The sequence below is a fragment of the Agarivorans sp. D1326 genome (assembly GCF_056958115.1).
In genome coordinates this window covers 107,151-120,295 of the sequence record NZ_JBTWEN010000013.1, presented here as the reverse complement: position 1 = coordinate 120,295, position 13,145 = coordinate 107,151, and the positions used below count along the sequence as shown (strand labels likewise).

At 45.4% G+C, this 13,145-nt stretch carries 10 protein-coding genes and 1 pseudogene; 1 reads left to right on the top strand and 10 read right to left on the bottom strand.

Going from position 1 to position 13,145, the window contains the following annotated elements; all coding sequences use genetic code 11:
• Positions 1 to 83: 83 nt before the first annotated feature.
• Positions 84 to 170: pseudogene (locus tag ACYFDN_RS19845) on the top strand.
• Positions 171 to 601: 431 nt separating this feature from the next.
• Here the strand turns inward: ACYFDN_RS19845 and ACYFDN_RS19840 are convergent.
• The 10 genes from ACYFDN_RS19840 to smc form a co-directional block, all read right to left on the bottom strand.
• Positions 602 to 1,537 (bottom strand): homocysteine S-methyltransferase family protein, encoded by a 936-nt coding sequence (locus ACYFDN_RS19840; protein WP_483512435.1) that lies wholly within the window; start codon positions 1,535 to 1,537, stop codon positions 602 to 604.
• A 91-nt stretch (positions 1,538 to 1,628) separates the two neighbouring features.
• Positions 1,629 to 2,351, bottom strand: coding sequence for a substrate-binding periplasmic protein (locus ACYFDN_RS19835; protein WP_483512434.1), 723 nt, complete (start codon positions 2,349 to 2,351; stop codon positions 1,629 to 1,631).
• 138 nt (positions 2,352 to 2,489) lie between these two features.
• Entirely contained in the window at positions 2,490 to 2,930 is a 441-nt protein-coding gene (locus ACYFDN_RS19830; protein ID WP_483512433.1) for a DUF411 domain-containing protein, read from the bottom strand.
• Between the two features lie 7 nt (positions 2,931 to 2,937).
• Complete coding sequence (locus ACYFDN_RS19825; RefSeq protein WP_483512432.1) at positions 2,938 to 3,501, bottom strand: c-type cytochrome; 564 nt, start codon at positions 3,499 to 3,501, stop codon at positions 2,938 to 2,940.
• Positions 3,502 to 3,588: 87 nt separating this feature from the next.
• Positions 3,589 to 4,008 carry a hypothetical protein gene (locus ACYFDN_RS19820; RefSeq protein WP_483512431.1) on the bottom strand — a complete coding sequence of 140 codons (420 nt, stop codon included), beginning with the start codon at positions 4,006 to 4,008 and terminating at the stop codon, positions 3,589 to 3,591.
• 67 nt (positions 4,009 to 4,075) lie between these two features.
• Entirely contained in the window at positions 4,076 to 5,386 is a 1,311-nt protein-coding gene (locus ACYFDN_RS19815; protein WP_016403628.1) for a hypothetical protein, read from the bottom strand.
• A gap of 223 nt (positions 5,387 to 5,609) precedes the next feature.
• Positions 5,610 to 6,452, bottom strand: a complete 843-nt coding sequence (focA, locus tag ACYFDN_RS19810; RefSeq protein WP_483512430.1) for a formate transporter FocA — start codon at positions 6,450 to 6,452, stop codon at positions 5,610 to 5,612.
• A 162-nt stretch (positions 6,453 to 6,614) separates the two neighbouring features.
• Positions 6,615 to 8,624, bottom strand: coding sequence for an NAD-dependent DNA ligase LigA (ligA, locus tag ACYFDN_RS19805; protein WP_483512429.1), 2,010 nt, complete (start codon positions 8,622 to 8,624; stop codon positions 6,615 to 6,617).
• Between the two features lie 71 nt (positions 8,625 to 8,695).
• The gene (zipA, locus tag ACYFDN_RS19800; RefSeq protein ID WP_016403631.1) at positions 8,696 to 9,682 is read right to left on the bottom strand and encodes a cell division protein ZipA; all 987 of its coding nucleotides are present in this window, start codon (positions 9,680 to 9,682) and stop codon (positions 8,696 to 8,698) included.
• 20 nt (positions 9,683 to 9,702) lie between these two features.
• Positions 9,703 to 13,128 carry a chromosome segregation protein SMC gene (gene smc / locus ACYFDN_RS19795; protein WP_483512428.1) on the bottom strand — a complete coding sequence of 1,142 codons (3,426 nt, stop codon included), beginning with the start codon at positions 13,126 to 13,128 and terminating at the stop codon, positions 9,703 to 9,705.
• Positions 13,129 to 13,145 lie beyond the last annotated feature (17 nt).

The window sequence follows — 13,145 nt, the reverse complement described above, 5'->3', positions numbered from 1 at the left end:
CAAGCCCAGTAGCGACCACCATATTAAAAAGGCCTGCATTATTTGCAGGCCTTTTTGCTTTCGGCCAAACAGAAAACTCGAACGTATCGCTTAGCCATAAAGAGCGGGAGAACAACGCCCTCCTCTTTGCTAGGCGAGGGTCACTGGTTCAAGCCCAGTAGCGACCACCATATTAAAAAGGCCTGCATCATTTGCAGGCCTTTTTGCTTTCTGCCAAACAGAAAACTCGAACCCATCACTTAGCCATATAGAGCGGGAGAGCAACGCCCTCCTCTTTGCTAGGCAAGGGTCACGGGTTCAAGCCCAGTAGCGACCACCATATTTAAAAGGCCTGCATTATTTGCAGGCTTTTTTGCTTTCCGCCAATCAGAAAGCTCAAACCCATCGCTTAGCCATAAAGAGCGGGAGAGCAATGCCCTCCTCTTCGCTAGGCGGCTCTACTAGTCGATACTCACTGGTTCAAGCCCAGTAGCGACCACCATATTAAAAAGGCCTGCATCATTTGCAGGCCTTTTTGCTTTCTGCCAAACAGAAAGCTTAAACCCATCGCTTAGCCGTAAAGAGTTATTGCACTTATTGCTGAAGTTCTACAAATCGCGAATTAGCCAATTGCTTTCACCGCTTCAAATATTGATTTCATATGACGCATATCAGTACCGCAACAGCCGCCTAAAATATTGAGTTGGGGATACCGGCGATGAAATTCTGCAACTTGCTTACCTAACTCAGCCGGGTTTCCTTCATCTAAGTTTGTGGCTTGTTCAAGCGTTTGGTGACTGCAACAGGAGGCATTTACAACCAAACCACGCAAGCGTTGCATCCAAGCTCCTCCATCGAAGATCTGAGCAAAATGACTAGGGTGAGCACAGTTTATTAAGTAATAAAGCGCTGCCGAATCTGTTTCCGCGTCCACCACCGCGATAGCATCTTTCAAAGCCATACCTGTAGGTAAACAGCCATCGGTTTCTAAGGTGAACGCGATGGCAACAGGCATAGCGTACTTCTGCGCGGCTTTGACGATACCGATAGCTTCTTCGGCATAGCAAATGGTAAACGCGCTGACAAAATCTGCTTCGGTGCTGGAATACACCATTATTTGCTCACAGTGATAATCAAAAGCCTGTTGCACATTCATTAAATGACGGGGTGCATAACCATCATCACGCGGGCCTACTTGCGCTGATAATACTATTGGCACATCAGGGTTCTGCAGCTTAATACTCGCGATGAATTCTATTGCTTCTATGTTAAACCACTTCAGCTGACCAACAGTGATGCCAAGAGCAGAAGCTCGGTCTCGATTTGCCGCCCAAGACACTGAATCAAGAATACACCCTACGCCCAACCCTCTCGCTAACTCGATCAGTTGCTTGTAATAAGCATCAAGCAAAAGTTTATCACTGGGAGTGGTTAACAACGGATATGCGGCAAAACCGGGTAAATTAAAACCACGGCGATAAACCAGCTCAGTTTCCAACCCGGTATAACAGGCAAAGAGTTTACTGCCAAGCTGCGGTAAAAGAGGATTCTGTTTCACTATACTCACCTGGATTGGCTTGGGTCGTATTGCTCACTTTGCAGCTGAAAGAAGAACACTTGGCTTAGTGCAAGAACGAGACATTCAGATTTTAAGGTGCATTTTTTAATAAATCATTTATCACTTGCTTCCTAAGCAGCTCAAGCTCGCCACTCTCTTGCATATCGATAAATACTGCGTCGATTCTCTCAACCAAATCGGCATGTTTTTTATGCACATAATGATAGAGCAATTGCCGACTTACCGGAGGGCCAACCACATGTACATTATCTATATCCATGGTTTTTCTTAACCACATACCGTTGACCCAAGATGAAATAGCAAAATCAATTTTTTGTGCACTTAACATGGTCATCATCTTGGCAGATGTATTAAAAACCCTTTGAAGAGGAAGATCTCGAGTGCATTCTTCAGCATGCTTCACCCCTCTCACTATCCCAACAGTATAAGGCGCTAAATCTGCGCACTGCTTTATATCTACATTCTGTACCGAACTAAATACTACCTGATCGATGTAGTTAATCGGAGTGGGGACTCGAATCAGGTTTGGATAACTATCGGCGATACTCCAAACACGGTGAATTTCACCATCAACTTTTCCTTCATTAGATTGTTTTAGTGCGCGTTTAGTGGGCATATCAACAAACTCGACCGCAATGCCCAGTTTTTGGTATGCAGTCTTAATAACTTCTGCGCCTATAGCTACGGTAAAATTATTGGGGATATTAGCGAAATACAAGGTTGTTGTTTCGGATTGAGACTTGGCATGTATTGACCAAGAAAACAACAGAACCATTACTAATAATAGCTTCATTTGAATGTCTTCAATTTCAGTTATCTACGTAAATAAAGCTTAATTCACTCCTCTGCCAAACGCGAACTCTCATTGTTAGCGACTAACAATGAAAAGGCCAGCAAATAGCTGGCCTAAGTTTAGAGCACCTACAACACCTTAATACTGCTTATAAATACTTAAGCCGTCCTCTGAAAAAGCGATAACTTTAAAGTCTTTATAAGCAGCTCCTTCTTTTGCCATGCCCGGCGAATGCTGTGGCATACCAGGCGCAGCCAATCCTTTAATGTTTTTGGGGCGTTCTTTTAACAAGCGGGCAATGTCACTTTCCGGTACATGCCCTTCGATTAAGTAGCCATCAATCACTGCACTATGGCAAGACTGCAGCTGAGGGGGCATGTCGTAACTTTGTTTTAGTACGTTCCACTGTTGTTTGTGATGCACATTCACCTGATACCCTTTTTGCTCCATAATTTTGGCCCATTCGGTACAACAACCACAAGTGGGTGACTTATATAGTTCAATGCTAGTTTTAGCCAATACCGAACTGGTGAAGCAGACCAACAGGCTTAGTAGTATTTTGTTTAGTATTTTCATCATTATTCTCTTATTCATTCACTAGTAATTGTAGAGCCTGCCCATTTACTTGTAGGCTTACCGAAAAAGCAGGCGCAATAAACTGCACAGCTTGGGTATCTAAAGGCTCTATATGTAATGTTTGATTTATTGCCAAGGGACTAAGATCCACCGCTATAGCAACTAAGGTGTCATTTTTAACAACCAACTGGCTCAACTGTTTGGGTATAAGCTGCTGAGCTTTAATGTCGGTATCTTCACCGATGCTCCACTCCACCAGCGGCATTGCACCTAAACTAGTCAGGTATTGCACAATCAACCCTCGTTGCTCTGGTACTAAAACGTCGCTTAGCAACTGCATAGTTGGTTCATTTTCTAAGGCGTGATTAAACTGCTCTAAGCTGGCACCACGAATGTTACCACCCACGTTCCCCGCCCCATTCGCGTATTTGCCATGGCAGGCCGCGCATCCGTAACCGCCAACAGTTAAATACAGGTTTTCACCAAGTGCAGTTTCATTCGGCTCCGCATAAACCAAGTTTGCATAGGCGGTAAGCAGCATCGCAGCTACCAATCTACAAAAAGACATGTTCATTATTGTTCCACTTTTGGCCCATCTAATTAGGGGCTTAATGCTTCCACTATCAATCCAAAAACTGATAATGCTTATAATCTTGGGAACTTAACCAATAGGAGGGCGATATAGAGGCTCAGCAGTATTGAATAAGGTAATACTGCGGGTAGAGGAAAAAGCTAAAAGGCTGCTTGGGGATTCAGCAATATTGAGTTTGAGCAAATTCATCAGCGGCGGAGCCATGCAAGTTACGGTACAACAACTGCCGCCAATAGGCATTGTATGTGTTAGTGCATGTCCATCGATATTTACTGCCGCAGAAGAACTAGCATTTACATGACAATCTTGCATCGGTGAGTGGCCGATTGCCAAGATATCTTCAGCCGTGTGCTGCTCGATGAGCGCGCCAGCACTTGCATTAATGCTAGTTAAAGCAAATGCCAGAGCTGTATAAACCACTAATGAAAAACGCGCCAAATTCAACAATACACAACCAACAACTTTATTTAACCAACACTCTAGCGCCACCAATATGCCATTGCAAGCAAGCTCGCTAGCTTGATGGCCTTATTAGACTTGCCGCAGGTTTTAAGGCTTAAGCCTCAATCTGTTTTCTGAAGAATTGAATCATTTCATCACGGGTTTTACGGTGATTTAAATGGAAAATATCCATCGGGAATAGCAGCTCAATGACCCCGGTATCGAACATTCGTTTTACTTCATACTCATTGTGAGCAACATCTTGTTGATACATATAATTGAGCCAAGTCCGGTTGGTATGAATAATAAACTCCACCCGCATTCCGCCTAAACGCGCAAAAAACTTCATCATTGGTGTTTTTTCACTAGAGCCCACTGCCCTACCGCGATATTCAGATCTATCGGTTAAGGTATCGGAAATGTCTTCTAGCACCATTAAGGAATTTGCGCTAGAAGCACTGCGCGTGAGGTGCTTTTGAAAGGCTTTAATATCGCTAACCGAATCTAGAACCGCCATTAAGCCAAGCTCGTCATCTACCGCCACCGCGGGGTTCTTCTGGTTTTTGCGTAATAGCTTTAATACTTTTGCTTCTGGCGGCTTTTTGCGAATAGAAACGTAAATTGGAATTTTACGCTCGCCCACAGTAAAACTTCGGCGCTTTAACAAGGTGAGTTTTTCACGCTCGCCACGTTGAATAAGCTTGGCTTGCTGAGGGTTTAATACTTTCACCTCGCTACAGGCGTAATCGTCGTTAAGGTGTTTAGAGTGCAAATAAACCGGGTCTAGCTCCCCAATCTTGAGCTCTTTGCTCCACACGTAGCCATTTAAAAACTCAAGAAATGCTGAAAACTTGTTTTCGATTTCAGTTTCTCGCTCACGCTGCTCGATGCTGCCAGCCAGGGTCATCAAAATCAGTTTACGTCGTGCTTCAAAGCGAGCTTTTTTGTGGTAGTCATCATTGAACATAATCAGCAATAACTCTACCGGATTATTGGTCACTTCAATTTCGTTGGTATTTTCAATATGCGAAGCATAAGGAGAAAGAATTTTCCCCTTAATTGAGTGAATGACCGCATCTGCAGTACGCGCATATTCATCAACTCGGCTTTCAATTTCGTTCAAGTTGCCATCAATACCAAACATATTGCCCAATAGAGATAATGCTCGTTCGCTGCGCTGTTTACGCAAGCTCACGTCGTCAATCAAGTTCTGAATTTGTGAGAAGCTGTCAATGCCCAAAAACTCAAATATCTGGCTTCGCAGCGCCCGGTATTTAGACACATTATTACTATCTTGCTGCAAGCGTTTTACCCAGCTGCGAACGCCAGTAGAAAATGGGTGCGCCACAAAGGCATCACGGCTTACCGCAAAGGGGCCATCTTGCTGAAGCGAAGTAAAAACACTATTTGGAGAAAGAACCGACATAAACTACCTAAATCACCAAGAACAACAACTAAACTCAAGAATTAACGAAGCAAAATATACACCAAAAGAGGTAATAATTCAGAGGAATCACTATTTGCGCTATGTCCTTACCGCAATGCTCAGCAAAACCAAGCTACGGCTAAGTTAATCGCAGTAAATACTAGCTAGTCGCAGGCTTAGTTAAGCGCTCAACAATCGCACCCAAACGATGCAACAAACGCGGTTAATCGGGCTTTCGTAAATAAATAAGCCAATAGCCTAGTCCCACAAATACCCCTCCGCCAATGATGTTACCGAGAGTGACCGGAATTAAATTATTGATGAAGAAGTTGCCAAAAGTGAGATCGGCAAAGTCAGCTGGGCTTAAGCCAGTAGCTTGCCAAAACTCGGGGCCTGCGAGATTTTTAATGCCAATGGCCATAGGTACTTGGAACATATTGGCAATACAGTGCTCAAAGCCCGCCGAGACAAACATTGCTACCGGCAGAATCATCACCATTACCTTGTCAGTTAAACTGCGGGCGCTAAACGTCATCCATACTGCGATACATACTAAAACATTACACATAATGCCCAAGGCAACTGCCTGAAAAAAATCATGATGCAGCTTGTGCTGGGCAATACGCATGGTATTGATACCTACCTCTCCTTCGGCAAAGGTATATTGCTTGGTCATTAGCATTAGCGAGACTAAGACAAAAGCGCCAGCCAAATTACCTAAATAAACCAATGACCAGTTAACACATAAGCTTTTCCATGAGATTTTACCGCTGGCTCTTGCCACCAGCGTCAATACAGAGCTGGTAAACAATTCACCACCGGTAATAATCACAAAAATCAGGCCTAAGCTAAATGCTATACCGCCGATTAAACGGGTAAAACCCCAAGGAAAATCTCCCGCACCAGTGGTTACAGTGGTATAAAAAACAAAGGCTATGCCGATATGTGCGCCAGCAGTAAGGGCCAGTAGAAATGCTTTAAGCGGATCTTTGGTGGCTTTACTTACTCCAACGTCGGCAGCCCGTTCAGCCATTTGGGGTGGAAGCAAGGAATCGAATTGACTCATAGGGAACACTTTATTGGTGGTGGTTAATTAAGCGTAGCTGAATCGACATACAACAAGCCATTTAAGCCAAGCAATCAAAGTGGTTATTAGTGACTATTCAACAAAAAGGCCCGCTAGCAAACTAGCGGGCCTTTATGGTAGTGATAGTGAGAGAGCTTTCACTTAGCTTTGCAGCAAATCAACTAATTGTTGTTCATTCCATACTTCAATGCCCAAATCTTGGGCTTTAGTGAGTTTAGAACCTGCCGCATCACCGGCAATCACAATGTCGGTTTTCTTTGATACACTGCCGGTTACTTTAGCACCTAAGGCTTGCAGCGCTTGTTTAGCTTCGCTTCTGCCAAGTTGACTTAGTGTGCCGGTAAGTACAATTACCTTGCCGTTCATGGCCAAGTCTTCTTCCGCCTTATCTTCTATCGCAGGCCAAGAGAGTTGTTCGGCCAGCGCATTCACGAGTTCTGCATTTTGCTCTTGAGTGAAGAAGAAACGCAGGTGCTTAGCAACAATTTCACCTACATCCGGCACATCTTGTAGTTGCTCAAGGCTGGCATCGGCTATTGCGGGTAAGCTTTTAAAATGTTGAGCAAGGTTGCCAGCTGTCGCCTCACCTACTTCACGGATCCCTAAGGAATAAATAAAGCGCGCCAAAGTGGTCTCTCGTGCTGCTTCTATACCTGCTAGCAACTTATCGACAGACTTCTCGCCCATGCGCTCCAAGCCCAACAAGGCGTCTCGTTGCTGCGCAAGGTGAAACAAATCTAAGGGGGTTTGCAGTAACTCAGCTTCGACTAACTGCTCTACCAACTTGTCACCAATACCGTCTATATCTAAAGCTTTACGGGCAACAAAATGTTTTAGTGCCTCTTTACGCTGCGCACCACAACGCAGACCTGCTACACAACGCGCAACAGCCTCACCTTCGATGCGCTCGATGGCGCTATCACACACCGGGCAGCTTTCAGGAAAAACTATCTCTTTTGCATCTTCTGGGCGACGCTCAAGGATGACTCCGGCGACCTGTGGAATCACATCACCCGCTCTGCGTACAATCACGCTATCGCCAATACGCACCGCTAAACGTTCAATTTCATCAGCGTTGTGCAAGGTGGCATTACTCACCGTAACGCCACCAACAAAAACCGGCTCTAAACGGGCCACGGGAGTTATCGCTCCGGTTCGCCCAACCTGAAATTCTACATCTCGCAATATTGTGATTTCTTCTTGAGCCGGATATTTATGGGCGGTTGCCCAGCGAGGTGCTCGCGCAACAAAACCCAATTGTTGCTGCAGTTCCAAACTATCTACTTTGTAAACAACGCCATCAATTTCATAGGCGAGGCTATTGCGGCGCTCACCAATTTCTTGGTAATAGGCAAAACACGCCTCACTGCCGCTAACAGTGCGCACTTCAGGACACACCGGTAAACCATAGTCTTTTAAGCTTTGTAAGTTCTGATAATGACTTTGACTTAAGCTTTCGCTCACCACGCCCAAGGAGTAGGCATAAAATGCCAAAGGACGCGTAGCAGTGATTTGCGAGTCTAACTGTCGCAAACTTCCTGCTGCTGCATTGCGTGGGTTGGCAAAGCCTTTTTCACCCTTTTCGATTGCTTGCTGGTTAAGTTTTTCAAAACCCGCCTTAGGCATAAATATTTCACCGCGCACTTCCAATCTGGCGGGCCAGTTATTGCCCCGTAAACGCAGAGGAATAGAGCGAATGGTTTTCACATTCTCGGTAACATTTTCACCGGTGCTGCCATCTCCACGTGTTGCAGCTTGCTGTAGCACACCATCAACATACAAAATGCTCACGGCTAAGCCATCAAGCTTGGGTTCGACGCAATAGGTAATTGCATCAGCTGTCACCAATCGCTCTTGCAAACGTTTATTAAAAGCGCTTAACTCTTCTTCACTGAATACGTTGTCTAAGGACAACATTGGCATTTCGTGCTGAATTTGATCGAAGGCTGATAGCGGCGTTCCGCTAACACGCTGGGTAGGCGAGTCACTTCGCAATAAGTCTGGATGCTGCTTTTCTAAGCTCTGTAATTCTCGAAATAAGCGGTCATATTCAGCATCAGGAACCGAAGGCTCATCCAATACGTAATATTGATAGTTATATTGCTCGAGTTGAGTTCTTAGCTGCTCAATTTGTTGTTCTGGCTTGTCCATGAGAGACCTTTCAAATAAAAAAGCCTTCCCAAATACATGTATTGGAAAGGCTTAAAAATACACACAATTTATTAGTTTACGAGCAGTTGCTTACGCTCGTATTCACGCACCCGTTGCTCATAGTGATTAACGGTTTGCTTGGTCAAAGGATTACGCTGGTCATCTAACATTATCGCGTCTAAATCTTTAGCCAAGGTCATTGCTGCGTTATACATTAAGGCAAAGTTTTTAGTTGGTTCGCCCTTACATGGCACGGTCATGAAAATGCTCACACCACGGGTTTCCAACTGGTCCATGGCATCAATATCAAAAGTGCCAGGGTTAACCATATTCGCCAAACTAAATATCACCGGACCCGTGCCGCTGTTATCTAAGTGACGATGAAAAATATCCATGTCACCATGGCGCAAACCTATTTTGTCTAAGCTTGCTAACAGCGCAGCACCTTTTAAGTAACGGCCACTCTGAGCCATAACATTTAAGATAAACACATCATCGGGTGCATTAGGATCTTTAACCGGCTCTTGTGGTTCTTCCACAACAGGCTCTACAAGTTCTTCTTTTACTTCATCCATATCAAAGGCAAACTCTGGTTCGCTAGACAAAGTACTTGGCTCAGGTTCAACACTCACAGCCTCTGGATTGGCCTTAGGTTCTAAGCCCTCTAAACCTTGGCTATCACTAATACTTGGCGCTTCATCTACCGCAGAAAAGCTAAATTCAGGCTCTTTGCGCTGCACTGGCGTGCTTGGCTCTGCGGCAAAATCTGGGCTTGCTTTTACTTCGGCTGATTTAGCCGCAGGTTTTGCGGCTGGAGCTACTTCTTGCTGAGTAATAGCATCTTCAATAGGGTCACCAATAACCCGAGCTTGGCCTACACCCAGATCATCAAAACCTTGTTCATCACGTGTTGCTGAAGATTCTTGAGCCCCTAAAGATTTTTTGGGACTAACCAGTTTTTCAGGTCGTTGTTTGCGACTACTCCAAAAACCATGAGCGAGCAAAGCAATAATTAAAATGATTCCAACAACGATAAGTACGATGCGTAATTCCTGCATTTAACTGTTCTCTAAAGCTATTATTCCACCATGGCTATCGCTTCTGCGATATCCACTGCTACCAAGCGTGATACGCCTGGCTCCTGCATTGTTACCCCGGCAAGTTGCGAGGCCTTTTCCATTGTCACTTTATTGTGACTGATAAATATAAATTGAACCGTATCAGACATACTATGCACTAAATCGGCAAAACGTCCCACATTTACTTCATCTAGCGGTGCATCTACCTCATCAAGCATACAAAATGGCGCAGGATTTAAGCGAAATATAGCAAAAACCAAGGCCAAGGCAGTCAGCGCTTTTTCTCCGCCCGACAATAAACTAATGCTAGCATTCTTTTTACCCGGAGGTCGCGCCATTATAGTTACACCAGTTTCGAGTAAGTCGTCGGAAGACAGTTCAAGCCAAGCCTTACCCCCACCAAAAACCTTGGGGAAAAGCTGCTGTAAGTCTGCATCTACTTTAGCAAAAGTTTCACTAAATTTAGAACGAGTTTGACGGTCTATTTTGGCGATTGCTGTTTGCAGCACTTCAATAGCGGCTTCTAAATCAGTAAGTTGCGTGCTTAACTCTTGATAACGTGCATTCTGCTGTTCAAATTCTTCTTCCGCAGCTAAGTTGACCGCGCCTAATCGCTTCAAGCGCGCATCTACTTGGCTTAGTTCACTGGCATAATCGTCTTCTAAGCTGGCTTCGGGCAACGACAACTCAAGGTGTTTTAAGTTTTCACCTTGCTCCGCTAGTTGCTCTAACAATACGGTTCGACGCGCTAACAAACTTTGCTGTTCAATTCGTTGTTGCGTACCTTGCTCAATCAATTCTTTTAAACGTAGCTGCGCATCTTTTAACTGCTGAGCCAAAGCTTGCTGTTGTTCAACACTTTTATGGTGTGCTTCGCTAGCGCCTGTTTGCTGCTCTTCCAATTCTAAGTGTTGCTCTAGCAACTGTTCTATTTGCTCACCAAGCAGGGTTAGTTGCTCATCGTGCTCTTCAGGCTGCGCCTGTATCTGCTGTTCAAGTTCGGCCAACTTTTGCTGCTGATAGCTTTGCTGCTGCAGTTGGGCTTGATGTTTTGCTTGCTGTTGCTGTAATAACAATTGCTGCTGATGACTAGCTTGTTGCTGTTGCTGCAAGCTCAAGCGTTGCTGTTTTAGAGCATCTGTCGCCAGTGCAGTTTGTTGTTGTAAGTATTTTTGCTTTTCGCTTTGCTGGTTTAGTTCAGCCTGATGCTGTTCAAGTTGCTCTTCAAGCAATAACTGCGATTCTTGATCTTGCTCCAGCGTAATCTGCAGTTCGGCGATTTGCTGCTGTATTTGCTCGGTTTGTTGCCTGGCAAAGGCTTGCTGTTGCTCTAATAAGGCTAAGCGGCTGCGCCAGTCGGCAAGCTCGGCCTTCACTGTCGCTAAGTTTTGGCTTAGCCATTTTATCTGTTCAGCCTGTTGCTGAGATTGCTGCTGCAGGTCTTGTTGTTCAAGCTTTAGCTGAGTAGCGTTTTCCTCCAACTGAGCCAATAATTCTTGTAGCTGCTGGCGCTCTTGTTGCAGACTTAACAAAGAATGTTGGTAGTTCGGTGGGCTCAACTGCTGCCAGTATTTTCCTACCCACTCGCCCTTGGCGGTTATCAATGATTGTTCATGACTTAGATGCTCTCGCAAGCTTATCGCTTGCTCAAGATTATCGACCACTAGCACTTGGCCACATAAGTATCCAAGCTCAACATTCTCTAACTGTTCGGCTAAGCTGCTCAACGTTGCTAACTGAGGGGCGAGCTGATGACTTAGTTCAGGCGCAACTGCGCTTAATGCTAAGGGAAACTGGGCGTCTAGTTGCTCACACCACTCCGCTTGTAGCCATGTACCTAAAACCACATCTGCTGCCTGCTCCCATCCAGCCTTCACGCCCAAAACATCAAGCAGTGGCTGCTGAGCAGTCTGCTCAACTTGCCCAAGCAATTTGTCTACACCCTGCAGGCGGGTTTCTTCAGCAGTTTGTTGTAATTGTGTTTGTTGCAATTGTTGTTGGCAGGCCGCTAGTTTGTCGGCTAAGTGCTGCTTAGAGTCCTCGGCCTGTGCCAACTGCATCTCAAGCTCTTGTTGCTTGGGTTCGCTTTCGTCGAGCTGCTGAGTTAAACGCTGCAGAGCAGCTTCATCACCATCGGTGGTGTGACTTAAGCTTTGCTCCAATTGAGCAATTTGCTGCTTATGGCGCTGCTGCATTTGCTCACAATGGCGCAATTGGGCTTCGCACTGCTGCACAGCATGACGCGCCTGTTGGCTCGCAGCTAAAAAGGCATTACTCTCAGCTAGGGCATCGGCATGCTGGTGCTCGGCGTCTTCCAGCTGTGGCTCTAACTCTAACAACACTTGTTGCTGCATTTCTTGTTGCAACTCTAGTTCTGCGATGGCTTCTTGCTCCAGCGCTAACTGCTCACTTAGCACCTCTAAGCTTGCCTTAATTTCAGCTTGCTGAGTTAAGTTGCGGTCGCGACTTTGTTGCGACTGACTTTGTTGTTGCTTGGTATGTAATTGTTGCTGCTCAAGTTTCGCCAACTCAGTTTTAAGTTGGTAACGTTGCTGCTGCAGATTTTGAATCTGTTCTTGCTGCTCTGCAATTTGATGGTTAAGCAAGCTAAGCTGGTTTTCCGTTTGAGTTATCAGGTGTTCTTCGTGCCTTTGCTGCTGTTCGGCTTGATCATTCCCCTGATTGCCCTTATCAATGCTCGCGTCCAACTGGCGCAACTCTTGAAGGCAAATAAGCGCCTTTAGTTCACGATGACGTTCTCGATACTGGCGATAACGCTTAGCCGCTTGCGCTTGGGTTTTAAGCTTACTGACTTGTTGCGCAAGCTCTGATTCGATATCTCGCAGACGCAGAATATTTTCATCGGTGTGTTTAATGCGTAACTCAGTTTCGCGTCGGCGTTCTTTATACTTAGACACGCCAGCTGCTTCTTCGATAAACACCCGCAGCTCTTGTGGCTTCGACTCGATTAAACGGCTAATCATGCCTTGTTCAATAATCGCGTAACTGCGCGGACCAAGGCCAGTTCCTAAAAACAAATCGGTAATATCGCGTTTACGGCATTTAGCACCATTTAGCAGATAGTTGTTTTGACCATCTCGACTAACCTCTCGGCGAACGGCGATCTCGGCGTAACTAGCAAACTCTCCGCCAATTCGCCCTTGCTGGTTATCGAAAATCAATTCCACCATGGCTTTCGATACAGCGGCGCGCTTGGTTGAACCATTAAAAATAACATCGGTCATAGAGCCACCGCGCAAATGGCGGGCATTGCTCTCACCTAATACCCAGCGAACAGCGTCGATCACGTTTGACTTGCCACAACCGTTTGGCCCTACTATGGCTGTCATATCGGTGGGAAAAGGGATGGTGGTTCGGTCAACGAAAGATTTAAACCCGGCGAGGCGGATTTGTTTCAAGCGCATAAATGATTTTGCTTAAT